The following is a 16,244-nucleotide window of genomic DNA, read 5'->3' on the forward strand; positions in this document are numbered from 1 at the left end:
TTCGCGCTACTTTTTTGCCTCTAATTCCCCCTGCGATGATTTCTGCTCCCCGTCAATTATTTAACGAGGCTTTCACTCCTGAGCGCTACCAGGAAATGCTAGCCGATATGGACCAGCAACTACCTGGGCAGCTTGACTTTAGGATAGCAGAAACGCCCGTTTTCGTCCCGACTACACTCCGGGATAAATTAATTCGGGCGGGCCAGGATATTATTGACGTGTTGCAAAAGCCTGATTTTAAAGAGCTTACCGACGGCGCTATTCCGCCCAGCCAGCGCGTGCCGAATGAAGATGACCACGCCGAGTTTTTGACGTTCGATTTTGCCATATGCCGAAATGCTGACGGCGAGTTGGAACCCCAACTGATTGAAATGCAAGGCTTTCCGTCGCTGTATGCTTTTCAGGCCTATTTACCCGGCGTATTTGCGGCGCACTACCCCATCCCTGATATCGTTTCACCTTTTATTGAAGTAGCGGATGCCGCAGCCTATCACGCCAACTTTAGAAGATTACTACTCGCGGATGAAAACCCAGAGAATGTAATTCTACTGGAATTATTCCCTGAGCGTCAAAAAACCCGTATTGATTTTGCCCTGTCCAAAAAGTACTGGGGAATTGAGGCTGTTTCGTTGCCCGATATTAAGAAACGTGGTCGGCAGTTATTCTACGAGAAAGACGGGCGCGAAATCCTAATTAAGCGCATCTACAATCGCATCATTTTTGACGAGTTGGCGCGTTATCCCGAACTACGGCCCGCTTTCAACTTAACCGACGATGTTAATGTGGCGTGGGTGGGTCACCCCAACTGGTTTTTTCGCATTAGCAAATATACTTTACCGCTTATTACCAGCTCTTTTGCGCCCCCAAGCTATTACCTTAATGAGTTAACTAAGTATCCGAACGACTTGGAGAACTACGTATTAAAGCCGCTTTTTTCGTTTGCGGGTGCTGGCGTACGACTTCATATCACGGCGGCTGATTTAGATGCGCTACCCGACAAACAAAATTATTTATTACAGCGCAAGGTTACTTACGAGCCCGTAGTTCAATCGCCCGATGGCCTAGTAAAGTGTGAGCTTCGCCTGCTTTACACTTGGCCCCATACCGACGCTCAGCCCAAATTGGTAGCTGGGCTGGCCCGCCTAAGCCGGGGCGAAATGATTGGCGTTGATTTTAATAAGAATAAGGACTGGGTAGGTGGCACTACGCCCCTATTTGAGCGGTAAGTTATCGCCTTTTTGCAGCGTAGTCAACTCCGGCAGCGCTGCTACGTATCAGGCAGCTATTGTCCGCCCCAAATTCCAATCTTATGTCAACTCTTACTGAGCAAGGCCTTAGAATTTCTAAAAACGCTATTTTCAACGTATTCGTCAACCGGGCAAGCAAGCTACTTGGCAAGCCATTTAAGATAATTACTATCCTCAATGAAACTGCCACTAAACTTGCTAACAAAGAGAGTAAGGATAACAAGTTTAAACAGCTTTTTGACGTTGCCCTGACGCTGGTTCGCTTGGTGCGCAGCTACGTAACGGGAGACTACCGCCAGATTCAAACCAGCACAATTATTTCGGGATTGGCAGTGCTACTCTACGTGCTAAATCCTATCGACTTAGTACCCGATTTTATTCCGGTGTTAGGATTCTTAGATGACTTGAGCCTGGTTAGCTGGTTTCTCGGGAAGTTTCAGGTAGAAATTGAGCGCTTTCGCGATTGGGAAAGCCAATCGACCCAATCAATTGCCTCCGCACCAGCTACCGGCGACCAGTCACTGCCAGCTATAGCAGAATTGGGTCATTCATAATATCCTTGCGGTGTATTTTAGTATTACCTGGCTATTTAATAGTTAGGCTTTATAGGTAGTTACTATGTCCGTATTTGCCGTTTCTCTGCGTCTTCCTGACTCATTTTCCGAAGACTTTTTAAATCTCATCCCCCAGCATCGTACGTTCATTAATAATCTGCTTTCCGAACACGTAATTGAGTCATATGCAATTGGTGCTGACCGTGGCCGGGGCTGGGTATTTATTAATGCGGAAGATGAGGAAGCCGTGCGTGGCATAGTAGCGCAATTTCCGCTTTATCCTTACTTGCAAGTAGCTAGCATTGATAGGTTGTTTATTTTTGATAGTGCGGCTACTCAGTTTCCTCAGATTAGCCTTAATTAGTCAAATATCTGACAATTAGTACTTTATATCCTAAATAATAAGCACGCGTGGCTTTCCGTATCTCTCTCCTTATTGCTGCCATCACCGCAACTTGCGGTGGGATATTACCTGCACCAGCCGCCAGTTCCATGACAACGCAGCTACTTACTACGCGGCTGGTTACGGCAATTAAATCGCTTAAATCTATCCGTTGCAATGCGGAAGCAATAGAGCGTATCGGCAACAAGGCAACTCCGGATTATACGACAATGAAAATTACGTTTAATCCCTACCGGGTTTATCTAAAAAACCAGAAAGGCGTGGAGGTATTATACGCTACCGGCCAGAATGACAACGAGGCGTGGGTATATCCGGCAGCATTTCCCTACATTACGCTTAGCCTCAACCCGCAGGGCTCGCTTATGCGCAAGGGCCAGCACCACACAGCTTTACAAGCTGGCTTCGAAACAATTGCTGATTTGCTAGGGGGCCCTGATGGCCGGGGCGAAAGTGTATTCAGCCGCTCTTTCCGCTACGCGGGAGATAGCACCGCGCATGGTAAGCCATGTTACGTTCTGCGCTCCGACTATCCCCAATTTCGCTACATCACCTACCGCGTGGGCAAAAACGAAACAATTACGTCGGTTTCGGCGCGCTTTAGCTGCGGCGAATACCGCATCGTAGAGCGTAATAACCTGAGCGTGGATAGCAAATTGACCGAGGGGCAGGTATTGCAGGTACCCAATTCGTATGGCCGGCGCGTTATTGTGGTAGTAGACGCAGCAACTTATCTGCCGGCCTCGGTTACGGCTTTTGACGATAAGGGATTATATGAAAAATACTCCTTTCTGAACGCAGTTGTAAATCAGCCTATTCCGCTGGCTGAGTTTAGCAAGGATTACAAGGGCTATAAATTCTAATTAACAATCGGATAATCATTAAAAAAGGGCAGCCCAATTAGGCTGCCCTTTTTTAATGATTATCCGATTGTTAATCTACACTGTGCGCCAATTAATACACTAGCGGCGCATGGTTTTCTCGATAGTATCCCACATATCCGGCGTTAGGGCTTCCAGTTTATTGAATTCGCCGGCCCCGTTGAGCCACTCGCCGCCGTCAATGGTGACGACCTCCCCGTTGACATAAGCCGAAAAATCGGATACAAGGTAGGCGGCTAGGTTAGCCAGCTCCTGGTACTGGCCCACGCGCTTGAGGGGCACGCTGGCGGCGGGGTCGAGCTGGCTGGCCAGCGGCTCGGGAAACAGGCGGCTCCAAGCACCTTCGGTAGGAAAGGGACCGGGCGCAATGGCGTTGGAGCGGATGCCATACTTGGCCCACTCCACCGCCAGGGACCGCGTGATGGCTAGTACGCCTGCCTTTGCCGCAGCCGAGGGCACCACGTAAGCCGAGCCGACAGAGGCGTAAGTGGTTACAATATTCAAGATGGTGCCGGGCTGCTTGTCGGCTATCCAGCGCTTGCCCACAGCCAGAGTGCAGTTGTAGGAGCCGCGCAGCACAATGTCCACTATCACGTCAAACGCCTTATGGCTCAGGCGCTCGGTAGGGCTGATAAAATTGCCCGCCGCGTTGTTGAGCAACACATCCACGCGGCCAAACTCGGCGTAGGTGCGCGCCAACATATCTTCTACTTCATTGTATTTACGGACGTCACAAGCTACGGCCAGCACGCGGCCACCCGTTTGCTGTCGTAGTTCAACTGCTGTTTGTTCCAGTACAGCGAGTTTGCGGCTGGTGATGGTCACGTTGGCCCCTAATTGCAGAAAGTAGGTGGTCATGGCGCGGCCCAGACCAGTGCCGCCACCCGTCACAATGATAGTTTTACCCGCCAAAGCGTTATCGCGAAGCATGGGTTGTGCAAAAGAATTTGTCATGGTTTTTGGTGGGATAAAAGCTAGCCAACTACTGGGTGGCCCGAAGGTAAGTAGCACTTCCCCACTGCATGGCTTTGCGGCATTCATGTGCAACTTGCAGCCTTTTAGCATAGCGAACTAGTATTCAAGCTTAATTTTTATGTCCGTTACCCCCGTTGTCAGTGCAGTTGCCTCCCCTTCCGCCGTTGCCGTGCTTGGGTGCGGCTGGTTGGGCCTTCCTCTGGCAAAGCACTTGCTGGCGCAGGGCCACCGCGTGCTGGGTACTACTACTTCGCCCGAGCAGCTGCCCCTGCTGGCGGCCCAGGGTATTGAGGGCCAGCTGCTGCAACTAGGCAGCGACTTTACAGCAGCCGATGAGGTGCGCCTCACCAACCTACTCAGCCAGGTAACTACGCTGGTGCTCAACGTGCCGCCGCGCGCGGCGGTGGCCGGCGGCTACCCGCAGCTGCTGCGGCCGGTGCACCGGGCCGTAGCGGCGGCGCGGGTGCAGGCCGTGCTGTTCGTATCCACCACCGGCGTATACCCCGACGAGCCCCGCCCGATGCGTGAGACGGATGCCGTGAGCACCCGCGACGCCGCTTCTGATGTGCTGCGCACCGAGGGCCACTTTGTGCCGCGCTACGGGCAGTGGAAAAGCACCGTGGTGCGCCTGGGCGGCCTGATAGGCCCTAGCCGCGCCCCAGGGCGCTTTTTGGCGGGACGCAAAAACCTGCCGCAGGGCGACGCGCCCACCAACCTGCTGCACCTCACCGATGCGGTGGGCGTATTAAGCGCCATCATCAGCGAGAACGTGTGGGGGCACACGTTCAACGTTTGCGCACAGTCGCACCCGTCGCGGCGCGAGTTTTACCCCGCGGCCGCCACCTACATTGGGCTAGAGCCGCCTACCTTTCAGGACGGGGGCAGCAGCAGTAAGCTCATAGATTCCAGCCGGCTGCGCAGCCTGATTCCCTACGCGTTTCAGCACGATGACGTGCTAGCGGCGCTCCCCTACTGCTAGGGAGCCGGCGGGGGTTTTACCTTTGTGGCATGTCGCTGCCTTGTTCCCCTGTTATTTCTGCACCTTCCCTGCCAGCCATTGCGGTACTGGGCGGCGGGGCGGCAGGCTTTTTTGGTGCCATTGCCTGCGCCGAGGCCAACCCGCATCAAGTAGTTTACTTATTGGAGAAGAGCCCCAAGCAGCTAAGCAAGGTACGCGTGTCGGGCGGCGGCCGCTGCAACGTGACGCACGCCTGCGAGTCGGCCGCGCAGCTGGTGCAGCACTACCCCCGCGGCGGCCGGCAGCTCAAGGAAGCCTTCAAGCAGTTTGGCGTGGCCGATACCATTGCGTGGTTTGCCAAGCGCGGCGTGGCCCTCAAAACGGAAGCCGACGGTCGCATGTTTCCAACCACCGACAGCAGCGAAACCATTGCCCGCGCCTTGGAAGACGCCGCCCGGCGCGCCGGCGTGCGCGTGCTCACCCGCACCGCCGCCGAACAGATTACCGCACTGCCCGACGGCCACTTTAGCTTGACTCTCAGCGGCGAAGGCAGCGCCAAGCTGGGTCCCGAGCTGCATGTGGGCCGCTTGCTGGTAGCCACGGGCGGCAACCCCAAATCGGTAGCCTACGACTGGCTGCGCACCCTGGGCCACACCATTGCCGAGCCGGTGCCCTCACTTTTTACATTTAACGTACCAGCCTCGCCCCTGCGCGAGCTACCCGGCGTGAGCGTGCCCCACGCCCGCGTGGTGCTGGCCGGCGAAAAATTGCAATACGAAGGCCCACTGCTAGTTACGCACTGGGGCGTGAGTGGCCCGGCCGTGCTCAAGCTCTCGGCCTGGGGCGCGCGCCGCTTGCACGAGCTGGGCTACCACGGTACGGCGCTCATCAGCTGGGTACCCACGCACACCGATGAAACGCTGCGCCCCTGGGCCCAGGCCTTCCGCCTCGAAAACGGTAAGAAGCAGGTGGCGGCGCACCCGCAGTTTGGCCTACCCACGCGCCTGTGGCGCACGCTGGCCACGGAAGCGGGCATCGGCCCCGAAACCCGCTGGAATGAGGTGCCCGCGAAAGCCCAGAACCGCCTGTTGGAGTTGTTATTACGCACACCCTTGCAGGTGCAGGGCAAAACCACGCACAAGGACGAGTTTGTAACCTGCGGCGGCATCCCGCTGAGCGAAGTCAACCTCACTACCTTCGAAAGCCGCCGCGTCCCTGGCCTTTTCTTCGCCGGTGAAGTACTTGATATTGACGGTATTACGGGCGGCTTCAACTTTCAGGCTGCCTGGACAACTGGCTTCCTGGCTGGCCAGGCTATGGCCAAGGTAGCGCAGCCCGTGAGCTGAGGTATAGAACAGAGTAGGTATGGAGAATAGCCAGCAATGGGCAGCATAAAATTGCGGCATCTGGCGCTGCACTGTAACCCTGCGGGCAGTTGACTAGTAAACTCCCTCACCTTTCCAACTTACATTTCCTTTTCCAATCATGGAAGCCAAAGTAACCCAAACCGCCCTCAACGCGCTCATCACTGTTCTTAAGGATGGCCAAAAAGGCTACGCCGACGCGATGGTTGACGTGAAGGACCAACACCTGAAAGACCTGTTCAAGAAATACTCGGCCCAGCGTGCTAGCTACGTGACGGAGATTGAGGACCAGATGTTCAAGCTTGACCTGCACCCCGATACCAGCGAAGGCTCGTCGGTACTTGGTGCTATCCACCACGTTTGGATTGATTTAAAATCTGCCGTAACCGGCCACGACAACCACGCCATCCTCGCCGAGTGCGAGCGTGGTGAGGACGTAGCCAAGAAGGCTTACGAGGAAGCATCCAAAATTCAGGACCTCCCCGGCGACCTGAAGTCGATTATCGAGAAGCAGTCGCAGGGCGTACTGGCTGCTCACAACGAAATCCGCGGCCTGCGTGACTCGGCTAAATAAGACAAAGTTGCGAATCCACGAGATTCACTAACTTTTTTAACAAGAAAGGCTGCCTATTCAGGCAGCCTTTCTTGTGTTTAACTACCTCGTTTGCTGACCCCAACCAGGAGAGTAGCAAGCATCACGTAAGCAAACAAAAAGGGCCGCCCGGTTGGGCAGCCCTTTTTGTTTGTTCACTGCTAATCAATCGTCTATAAAGTCCGAGCGGTTCGCAGGTCGGAATTATTCACCCGAGTCGCGCTTGCCTTTGTAGCCGCCGCCGTAGCTGCTGCCACCGCCTTGACCACCTTTGTAGCCACCACGCTGGTAACCACCGCCTTGGCTGCCGCCGCGGTCGCCGCCACCGTAGGAGCTGCCGCCTTCGCGACGGTCGCCGCCTTTGTAGCCACCACCGTAGGAGTTACCGCCTTCGCGGCGCTCGCCCCCACCGTAGCTGCTGCCACCGCGGTTGCCACCACCAAACGGCGGGCGGCCACCTTCGCGGCGGTCGCCGCCGCCGAAGCCGCCGCGACGCTCACCCCCACCGAAGCCACCTTCGCGGCGCTCGGGGCGGTTGGTACCTTCTTCTTTAGCGGCTGCGTCCTGCACCGGGGTAGCGATGCTGAACGTAACCGGCTGGCCCTGGATGCTGCTGCGACCAAGCTGGCCCACAATCTCCTCGGCAAACTCGTTCGGTACTTCTACAAAGCTGAACTTGTCGTAGAGGGCGATGTCGCCTACTTTGTTGCCGGGCAGGTTGGTGCTCTCGCCAATCAAATCAACCACGTCGCGGGGGTGCAGGCGGTCTTTCTTGCCCATGCTGATGAACAGACGCGTGTAGCCGGGGCGGGTAGCGCCTTTTTCGCGGCTAGCGTCGAGGCTTTGCTCGTTGCGCTTATCCTCTTTCATCGTCATTTTCAGCAAAGCTGCGGCAATGTCGAGGGAGGTAACTTCTTCGCTCTGGTCGAGCAGGCGCTGCACGCGGCCGATGTACTTATCGAGGCCACCTTTCTCCACAACCTCTTTAATCTGGTTGAGGAACAAAGTTGTCTTCACTTCCGACACGTCAGCAAACGACGGCACTTGCGCCAGTTTGATGTCGGCCTTGGTGAAACGCATGATGTCGCGCAGCTTGTAGATGTCGCGGCCACTCACGAAGGTGAAGGCACGGCCATTCTTGCCGGCGCGGCCGGTACGGCCAATGCGGTGCACGTAGTACTCTTCGTCGGCGGGCAGGTCGTAGTTGAATACAGCCTCCACGTTGTCAACGTCAATACCACGGGCGGCTACGTCGGTAGCAACCAGGATTTCGAGCGTGTTTTTGCGGAATTTATCAAGCGTATTCTGACGCTGAGCCTGGCTCATGTCGCCGTGCAGGCCGTCGGCGAAGTAGCCTTTGGCTTGCAGGTCAGCCACGATTTCGTCCACCATGCGCTTCGTGTTAGCGAAGATGATGGTCGATTTCAGGTTGTACATGTCCATTACGCGGGTCAGGACATCCTTCTTCTGCGGGCCCCGCACTTCGAAGTAGCTCTGCTCGATGTTGGACACCGTCATCTGCTGGTGGTTGACCTTCACTACCTGCGGGTCGCGCTGGTACTTCTTGGTCATGTCCATAATCGGCTTGCTCATCGTGGCCGAGAAGAACACCGTTTGGCGGCTCTCGGGCATCTTGCTGAGTACAAACTCGATATCCTCGCGGAAGCCCATGTCGAGCATTTCGTCAGCTTCGTCGAGGATGATTTTAGTGGCCTTGTCGAGCTTCAGCGTGCCGCGCTCGATGTGGTCCATTACGCGGCCAGGGGTACCGATTACGATTTGCACACCGCGCTCCAAGGCGCGGAACTGCCGGTCGTAGGACGAGCCACCGTAGATGGGCACTACAGCGAGGCCTTTCTTGTACTTACCCAGCTTCTGAATTTCGCCCGAAACCTGCACGGCAAGTTCGCGGGTGGGGCACAGTACAATTACTTGTACGTCACGGCTTTCGCCGTCCACACCTTCGATGGCGGGAATGGCGAAGGCAGCCGTTTTGCCGGTACCCGTCTGGGCCTGGCCGATTACGTCTTTGCCGGCGAGCAGCACGGGGATGGCCGAGGCCTGGATGGGCGAGGCTTCCTCGTAACCCATTTCGGTGATGGCGCGCTGCACTTCGGGCGAGAGATTGAGCTCGTCAAAGCGAACTTTAGGCTTCTCGTTGGTTTTTGCGGGGGTATTTTCTACTTGTTCGGTATCCATGTTGGAACGGAATTGGTTGATGGGCTGCCTGGTTTTCCAAAACCTGGGCAGCTTGTGGGGAATGAGACTACGCTCTGAAAACAGCCGGCTCAACAGCGGCGGCGCTTCTTCCCCCTCAACCTTCCTACTAACGACAAGGCGGAAAAAATACGACCGATAAAACGGGAAACTACTCGGCAGCCAATTACTTACTCTGGGCCACCCCGGCCACTCAATGGGGCCGTTCTCAAATGCGGGTGCAAAGGTACGGATTTTATTTGGAAAAGGCTAACGTGGTAACAAGAATATTTTTTTAAGTCGTCTGTCATGCTGAGGAAGGAAGCATCCTATCGCGCCAGAACAAGTCGTTGATGCGCTATAAGGTGCTTCCTTCGTCAGTATGACAGACGATTTAAGAGAGTCACAAAAAAGCGCCTTCCCGCGTGGGAAGGCGCTTTTCGGTAGCACGAAAGGTGAGGCAGCTTAGAGCAACGACACTTTCACGGCGTTCGGGCCTTTGCGGCCTTGCGCCTCTTCGTACTGAACTTTGTCTTTCTCTTGTAGCGACTTGGCGTCTACTAGGTCGGTGACGTGGACGAAGATGTCTTGGCCAGTCTCGTCGTTTTTGATGAAACCAAAGCCTTTGGTTTCATTGAAGAATTTTACCGTTCCGGTCGGCATAATAAAAAAAGTTTGGGGTGTCGCCAAAGCCCAGTGGCAAGCTGGGGACCTTGGATGCTAACACACCGGAGCGGACCGGAACAGCACCACAGAGCCTTGGGTTGCGCCAAAGATAGACAAAATCCCCGAACTTCGTCACGCTCAAAAAAAACTTATGGACACGCCCGCCGCCCCTACTCACGCTTACAGTCACGTCTTTACCGTGGAGGAGTCGGACATCGACCAGCTTGGCCACGCCAACAACGTGGCCTACGTGCGCTGGGTACAAGATATAGCCGCCGCCCACTGGCACCACCTCTACCCACCCACCGCCGAATTGCCGCCCCAGGTGTGGGTGGTACAGGAGCACCGCGTGCGCTACCTGCGCTCAGCCTACGCCGGCGACGAGCTCCGCGTCAGCACTTGGGTGGCCGACGTGAAGGGCGCTAGCTCTAAGCGCCTCACCCGCATCGAGCGCGTGAATGATGGGCAGTTGCTATGCGCCGCCGAAACGCAGTGGGTGCTACTGGATGCGGGTAGCGGCCGGCCGGTAAGGGTACCGGGGAAGGTGGTGGAGCGGTTGCTGCCAGCCACCAGTTAAGCAGAGCCGTGAATCTGGATACCGGTTGCTTCCCCGGTGGTTAAATTAATAGTGGTTTCAAAGTACCCGTTGCCGCCATCTAGCACAAGTACTGCATATGATTCAAAGCTGGATGCGTCTTCTGGGCTATGCCAATTGCTCTTCAAAGTGAATCCGTTAATCCAGATTATTTTTTCTTCCTTTTTATTCGAGTAGGCTACATATTGTATCCCGAAACCATCCAAGTCGACCCGCTCATATTCGTTGTAGTCAACATACTCATTATACGCCGCTAGGGTGCTAATGAGTATCTCCTTCATTCGAGTTGTTTCTGGTGGCGACAGCTGTGCTTCAATAATTCCCTCCTTGGCGAGCTCCCATGCGAATTTCATGGAGCTTTTGAAGCCATCGAAATTCAATTTGTAATAAACCGGGTAGTCCATATTTATTAGTACTTACATTAATGCCTGCCCCTTTCCGCATCTATTCCGCCTCGGCCGGCTCCGGCAAGACGTACCAATTAACGAAAGAATACCTGAAGCTGGCGCTGGGTTACCCGCAGCCGGCCGACCCCACCGGCGAGCGCATCTACAAGCCCGATTATTTTAAGAGCATTCTGGCGATAACCTTCACCAACGACGCGGCAGGCGAGATGAAGGAGCGCATTGTGGGCGCCCTGCGCCGCTTTACGCAAGCCCCTGGCGATAAGCTTGATGCGTTACTAGTGGAGGTTGCGGCCGAGCTGGCCCAGGAAGGCCAGCTGCCCGGCTACCTGCGCACGCCGGCCGAGTGGCAGCGCGAAGTGCGGGGGCGCGCCACGGCCACGTTTCGGCTGGTGCTCTACCACTACGCCGACTTTGCGGTGAGTACCATCGACTCGTTTGTGCAGCGCATTGTGACGGCTTTTACGCGCGAGTTGAATTTGCCTGCCACGTTTGAGGTAGAATTGGATACCGATAGCGTGCTGCGCTCAGCGGTGGCCGCGCTGCTGGATAAGGTGAACCGCGACCCGCAGAGCAAGTTGCTGAGCCAGACGCTGGCCGACTACGCGCTGGGCCAGGCCGAGCAAGGCCGCAACTGGAACAAGCTACCCGACGAACTGCTGGACTTTGGCCGGGCGCTATTCAGCGAGAGCGTGCACGAGGCCGTGGCTCAACTGGGGCAGAAAACGATGGCCGATTTCCGAGCGCTCGACCAGGATATTCGGGCGCGGCAGCGAGCGGCTGAAGACGCAGTGCAAGCCCAGGCTGACCGCGCGCTGGCCGTGCTGGCGGCGGGCGGCATTGAGGCAGAGCACCTTGCCAGTGGTAGCGGCGGCATTTACGGGCACTTTACCAAGTGGGAACGCTGGCTGAGTCCGCCCGAGAAGGATGGGATTTTCCCGACCGCCACGGCCCGCAAGACGCTCGATAGCGGCAAGTGGTGGAGCGAAAAGGCCAAAAAAGCGGGCTTGGTGCCCGCCGTTGAAGCCGCCCAGCCCGAGCTGGAAGCAGCGTTTAATGAGCTGCTGGAACTGCGGTTGCAGCACTTGCCCGGCTACGTGCTGCTGGGGGCGGTGCAGCCGTTTTTATTCCATGCCTCGCTACTGAGCGAATTAAATAAACTGGTGGAAGAAATCAGCCGCGAGCGCAACGTAGTGTTGATTTCCGAATTTAACCGACGCATTGCGGCCATTGTGCTGAATGAGCCAGTGCCATTTATTTACGAGCGGCTGGGTGAAAAGTACCGACACTTATTAATCGACGAGTTTCAGGACACGTCGGTGTTGCAGTGGAATAATTTATTGCCGCTGGTGGAGAATGCGGTAGCCAACGGCGGCTTATCGCTGGCGGTAGGCGATGCTAAGCAAGCTATTTATCGCTGGCGGGGCGGCGAGTTGGAGCAGATTTTACGGCTTTACCAGGGCGATACTAATGCTCTGGCAGCCCGGGCGCGCGACGCCAACATGCGCCGGCTGCTGGATGAGCGCTATTACACCTTGCAGCAGAACCTGGAGCCGCATTCGCTGGCTATTAATTACCGCAGCGAGCCGGCAATAATTGGGTTTAATAATGAATTCTTTTCTTACGTGCGGGAGCGCAGTGGGGAGCACGCCTTGGTGCAAGGAATTTTTGAGCCAGGGTTTCAGCAGGATTTTCCAGGCGGGGTAATTACATCGGGGTCGCAGACTGGGCACGTCGAATTATTATTTACGCAAGATGACGCGCCCGCTCAGCGCTACGCGCCTGCTACCGGCCAGTACCTAGCCGAAATGCTGCCTGGCTACCCGGCCGAGGCGGTGCTCGACTACGCCGAAAGCACTTGCTACCTGGCCTTGCAGCTGGTAGAGCAGGCTTTGGCCGATGGCTACCACCTGCGCGATGTGGCCGTGCTATGCCGCACCCGCCGCCAAAGCCGACTGTTAGCTAAGTTCTTGAAAGAGCGTGGCTTCCCCATTATATCGGCCGATTCGCTGGCCTTGCAATTTGCCGAGGTAGTGAACCTGCTGGTGGCTGTGATGCGGGTGCTGCACCAGGGCAGCGATACCCTGGCGCGGGCTGAGGCGCTGTTGCTGCTGGACAAGGTAGTGCGCCACCTAGCCCCCACCCCGGCGCGGGCCTGGCACATTGCCGATGTAGCCAATAAGAAGGAGAGCAGCACGCCCTTTTTTGACGAGTTGCGCAGCTTGGGCTTCGACGTGAACGAGCAGACCACCGGTAATTTGGGGCTCTATGAATTAACCGAAAAGCTAATTGGTATTTTCGGATTGCTGGGGGCAAATGCGGAGAGTGACTACCTGTTTCGCTTTCTGGATTTGACCTTGGAATTTAGTTTGAAATTCGGTAATAATCTGGGCAATTTTCTGACGCACTGGGACGAGCGCAAGGGCTCGCTTAGCATTAATGCGCCGGGCGGGGCCGATGCCGTTACCATTACCACGGTGCACAAGGCCAAGGGGCTGGCGTATGGCATTGTCATTGTGCCGTTTGCCGACTGGTCGCTGGTGCCTCACGCCGGCGAGCTGCTGTGGGGCCGCCTCGACGCGCGCGAAAAACCCCTGCCCGAGCTACCCGATGTAGCTGTGGTGCGTCTCAATAAGACATTGATTTACACTCCATTGGCGGAACAGGATGCCGAAGAACGCGAAAAGACGCTGCTCGACGGGCTTAATACGCTCTACGTAGCGTTTACCCGCCCCCGCCACCGGCTCTATATACTCAGCAAAACGCCCGCCGAAGCTAAAAAAACAACCGGCGAATTGCCGCCCTCATCGGCGGAAGCTGTACCGGCCGCCGCCCAGGGCGCGGCCCGCGACGTGGCCGACCTACTAGCTGGCTATCTGCGCCAACTAGGTCAATGGCAGGCCAATAGCACCAGTTTCGTATTAAACAAAGGCGCGGCGGCGACCCCCAAAACCAGGAATCAAAAACCGGAAACCAACTTCGCTCTTACCAACCTCACCTCCACGCCCTGGCCCGAGCGCCTCAAGCTGCGCCGCCACGCTACCACCGTATTTGATTTTGACGAGCAAGAGAAGCTGGGAGAGCTCAACCGCAAGCTGCACTACGCGCTGCGCCGGCTGCTATCGGCCCAGGATTTGGGCCGCACGCTACGTCAGCTGGTGGCCGAAGGCGTGGTGAATCAGCAGGAAAGGCCGGCCCTGGAGGCTGGCCTCACCCAACTGCTGGCTGACCCGTACCTGGCCCCGTTTTTTGCCGAAAACCTGGCCGTAGAAACGGAGCGCGAGATATTAATTGGCGGCCGCACCCAGCGCGCCTACAAGCCCGACCGCATTGTGTTTGGCGCGGGCTCCAGCCGAGCCGAACAGACGGTGACCATGCTGGATTTTAAGCTGCCACCGCCGCAGGATATTCACAAAATCCGGCTGCGTGATTACGGTAATTTATTTCGGGAATTAGGCTACGCCGAAGTGCGCGGCATTATTTATTATTTCGGGTCGGGCGAGGTAGCCGAGGTGTAACTATAGGGTTATTAGCGGGTAGCCGCGGGCGAGTAATAATGGGGCTAACTATTGGTATTACCCGGCAGTTGGTGCTGGCTGCGCCCGGCCCCACCCCTACTTTCGCTGCATGAAACTTCGCTACCTGCCTTTGCTAGCGCTGGCCCTGCCTGGCTGCACCAGCAATTCTACTAGTACTGCCACCAGCTCGATTACGGGCACGCCGGCCGATGCGCGCTTCGACCGCTTCAAGAATCAGTTTATTCTGGATTTGTGGAAGCAGAATCCCGACTACGCTTCGTCGCAGGGCTTTCACAAGTACGACTCGCTGCTGGTGATTCCGGATGCGGCGCAGCGCCGGCGCGAGGCGGCTTTTGTAACCCAGAACCTGGGCGCGCTCGGCCGTTTTTCGCTCGACAGCCTATCACCTAACAATCAGATTGACTATCACTTACTTACCAACGAGTTGCGTTCGCAGCGCTGGTACGCCGACACGCTCAAAAGCTGGCAGTGGAACCCCGCCAGCTACAACCTGGGCGCCAGCGTGGGCGACTTGCTCAACGGCCGCCACTACCCGCTGGACCGCCGCCTGCGCAATATCTCCGACAAAATAGCCGGGGCGCAGGCGTATTACCAGGCGGCGCGGGCCAACATTTACCAGCCCACCGCAGAGCACACCAAGCTAGCTTTTGAGCAAAACCAAGGCGGCCTGGCCGTATTTGGGGCGGCCCTGGCTGACTCGGTACGCAAGTCGGGCCTGCGCACTGCCGAAAAGCAGTTGTTAACTCAGCGCATTGCCGGGGCGCGCACGGCCATTGATGGCTACCTGGGGTATCTGGCGAAGGCCATGCCCGCGTATGTTCCCAGGTACCGGTCGTTCCGCATTGGTAAGGCGTTGTTTGCCCGCAAGTTTGCGCTGGATGTTCAGTCGCGCTACTCGGCCGACGAGGTGTTTAAGCTTGCTCAGCAGCACAAGGCCGACCTGCTGCACGACATGGGCCGGCGGGCGGCGAGGCTTTTTCCGAAGTACTGCGCTGGCCAGCCCATGCCCGCCGACACGCTAGTGCTTATTCGCCAGGTTATCAATCAATTGACCCTCAAGCACGCTCCGCGCGACGGCTTTGTGGACGCGGTGAAGCGCCAGATTCCGACCCTCACCAAGTTTGTGAACGACCACGACCTGCTGACCCAGGACCCCAGCAAGCCGCTGGTAGTGCGCGAAACGCCGGGCTACATGCGCGGCAGCGGTGCGGGGGCCAGCGTGAGCGCCCCCGGCCCCTACGACACCAAGGCCAACACCTACTACAACGTGGAGCCGCTGCCCGCCACCTGGACGGCCGCCCAGGCCGAGAGCTACCTGCGCGAGTACAACGACTATACCTTGCAGATTCTCAACATCCACGAGGCCATTCCGTGGCACTACACGCAGCTCGTGTACGCCAACCGCTCGCCCTCGCTGGTGAAAAGCATTTTCGGCAACGGGGCCATGATTGAGGGCTGGGCCGTGTACTCGGAGCGCCTGATGCTGGAGGCCGGCTACGGCAACAACTCGGACGAAATCTGGCTGCTGTGGGACAAGTGGAACATGCGCTCGACCCTTAATGCGGTGGTTGACAACCTCATCCAGACCCAAAACGCCAGCGAGGCCGATGTGGTGGCGCTGCTCACCGGCGTGGGCTTTCAGGAAGAAGCCGAGGCCCGCAACAAGTGGCACCGCGCCACCCTCAGCCAGGTACAGCTCAGTTCCTACTTCACGGGCTATACCGAAATAGTGGCCCTGCGCGATGAAATCAAGCAGCGCGAGGGCAGCAAATTCAACCTCAAAAAATTCAACGAGCAGTTTTTGAGCTACGGCAGTGCCCCGGTGCGGTACATTCGGGAGTTGATGCTGCGCCGCTAAGCACTTTAGTTAACC

The 16,244-nt window shown here is 56.7% G+C and carries 14 protein-coding genes; 10 read left to right on the forward strand and 4 right to left on the reverse strand.

Annotated elements, in window-relative coordinates:
- Nucleotides 1-35: 35 nt before the first annotated feature.
- The 4 genes from ACYVGC_RS00570 to ACYVGC_RS00585 all read left to right on the forward strand — a co-directional run bounded on the left by ACYVGC_RS00570 (nucleotide 36) and on the right by ACYVGC_RS00585 (nucleotide 3,064).
- Nucleotides 36-1,226, forward strand: a complete 1,191-nt coding sequence (locus ACYVGC_RS00570; RefSeq protein ID WP_460581828.1) for a hypothetical protein — start codon at nucleotides 36-38, stop codon at nucleotides 1,224-1,226.
- A gap of 83 nt (nucleotides 1,227-1,309) precedes the next feature.
- Entirely contained in the window at nucleotides 1,310-1,801 is a 492-nt protein-coding gene (locus ACYVGC_RS00575; RefSeq protein ID WP_460581829.1) for a YkvA family protein, read from the forward strand.
- A 64-nt stretch (nucleotides 1,802-1,865) separates the two neighbouring features.
- A complete protein-coding gene (locus ACYVGC_RS00580; protein ID WP_460581830.1) occupies nucleotides 1,866-2,165 on the forward strand; it encodes a YciI family protein in 300 nt (99 codons plus the stop codon).
- Between the two features lie 128 nt (nucleotides 2,166-2,293).
- The gene (locus ACYVGC_RS00585) at nucleotides 2,294-3,064 is read left to right on the forward strand and encodes a LysM peptidoglycan-binding domain-containing protein (protein WP_460582405.1); all 771 of its coding nucleotides are present in this window, start codon (nucleotides 2,294-2,296) and stop codon (nucleotides 3,062-3,064) included.
- A 99-nt stretch (nucleotides 3,065-3,163) separates the two neighbouring features.
- On the opposite strand, the gene ACYVGC_RS00590 is transcribed toward ACYVGC_RS00585, so the two are convergent.
- Complete coding sequence (locus tag ACYVGC_RS00590) at nucleotides 3,164-4,012, reverse strand: SDR family oxidoreductase (RefSeq protein ID WP_460581831.1); 849 nt, start codon at nucleotides 4,010-4,012, stop codon at nucleotides 3,164-3,166.
- 163 nt (nucleotides 4,013-4,175) lie between these two features.
- Here ACYVGC_RS00590 and ACYVGC_RS00595 point away from each other — a divergent pair, with 163 nt between their 5' ends.
- From ACYVGC_RS00595 to ACYVGC_RS00605, 3 genes are all read left to right on the forward strand, one after another.
- Nucleotides 4,176-5,036 (forward strand): Rossmann-fold NAD(P)-binding domain-containing protein, encoded by an 861-nt coding sequence (locus tag ACYVGC_RS00595; RefSeq protein ID WP_460581832.1) that lies wholly within the window; start codon nucleotides 4,176-4,178, stop codon nucleotides 5,034-5,036.
- 29 nt (nucleotides 5,037-5,065) lie between these two features.
- Nucleotides 5,066-6,361, forward strand: a complete 1,296-nt coding sequence (locus ACYVGC_RS00600; RefSeq protein WP_460581833.1) for a BaiN/RdsA family NAD(P)/FAD-dependent oxidoreductase — start codon at nucleotides 5,066-5,068, stop codon at nucleotides 6,359-6,361.
- Nucleotides 6,362-6,500: 139 nt separating this feature from the next.
- Entirely contained in the window at nucleotides 6,501-6,953 is a 453-nt protein-coding gene (locus ACYVGC_RS00605) for a ferritin family protein (RefSeq protein WP_460581834.1), read from the forward strand.
- A gap of 222 nt (nucleotides 6,954-7,175) precedes the next feature.
- Here the strand turns inward: ACYVGC_RS00605 and ACYVGC_RS00610 are convergent, their stop codons facing one another.
- A complete protein-coding gene (locus tag ACYVGC_RS00610) occupies nucleotides 7,176-9,170 on the reverse strand; it encodes a DEAD/DEAH box helicase (protein WP_460581835.1) in 1,995 nt (664 codons plus the stop codon).
- Between the two features lie 462 nt (nucleotides 9,171-9,632).
- A complete protein-coding gene (locus ACYVGC_RS00615) occupies nucleotides 9,633-9,830 on the reverse strand; it encodes a cold-shock protein (RefSeq protein WP_151088786.1) in 198 nt (65 codons plus the stop codon).
- A 154-nt stretch (nucleotides 9,831-9,984) separates the two neighbouring features.
- On the opposite strand from ACYVGC_RS00615, the gene ACYVGC_RS00620 reads away from it, so the two are divergent.
- Nucleotides 9,985-10,410 carry an acyl-CoA thioesterase gene (locus ACYVGC_RS00620; protein WP_460581836.1) on the forward strand — a complete coding sequence of 142 codons (426 nt, stop codon included), beginning with the start codon at nucleotides 9,985-9,987 and terminating at the stop codon, nucleotides 10,408-10,410.
- Here ACYVGC_RS00620 and ACYVGC_RS00625 read toward each other — a convergent pair.
- Complete coding sequence (locus ACYVGC_RS00625; protein ID WP_460581837.1) at nucleotides 10,407-10,832, reverse strand: hypothetical protein; 426 nt, start codon at nucleotides 10,830-10,832, stop codon at nucleotides 10,407-10,409. The genes ACYVGC_RS00620 and ACYVGC_RS00625 overlap by 4 nt on opposite strands.
- A 20-nt stretch (nucleotides 10,833-10,852) precedes the next feature.
- On the opposite strand from ACYVGC_RS00625, the gene ACYVGC_RS00630 reads away from it, so the two are divergent.
- Nucleotides 10,853-14,350, forward strand: a complete 3,498-nt coding sequence (locus ACYVGC_RS00630; protein ID WP_460581838.1) for a UvrD-helicase domain-containing protein — start codon at nucleotides 10,853-10,855, stop codon at nucleotides 14,348-14,350.
- A 109-nt stretch (nucleotides 14,351-14,459) separates the two neighbouring features.
- The gene (locus tag ACYVGC_RS00635; RefSeq protein WP_460581839.1) at nucleotides 14,460-16,229 is read left to right on the forward strand and encodes a DUF885 domain-containing protein; all 1,770 of its coding nucleotides are present in this window, start codon (nucleotides 14,460-14,462) and stop codon (nucleotides 16,227-16,229) included.
- Nucleotides 16,230-16,244: the final 15 nt, after the last annotated feature.

Source organism: Hymenobacter arcticus (genome assembly GCF_054779975.1).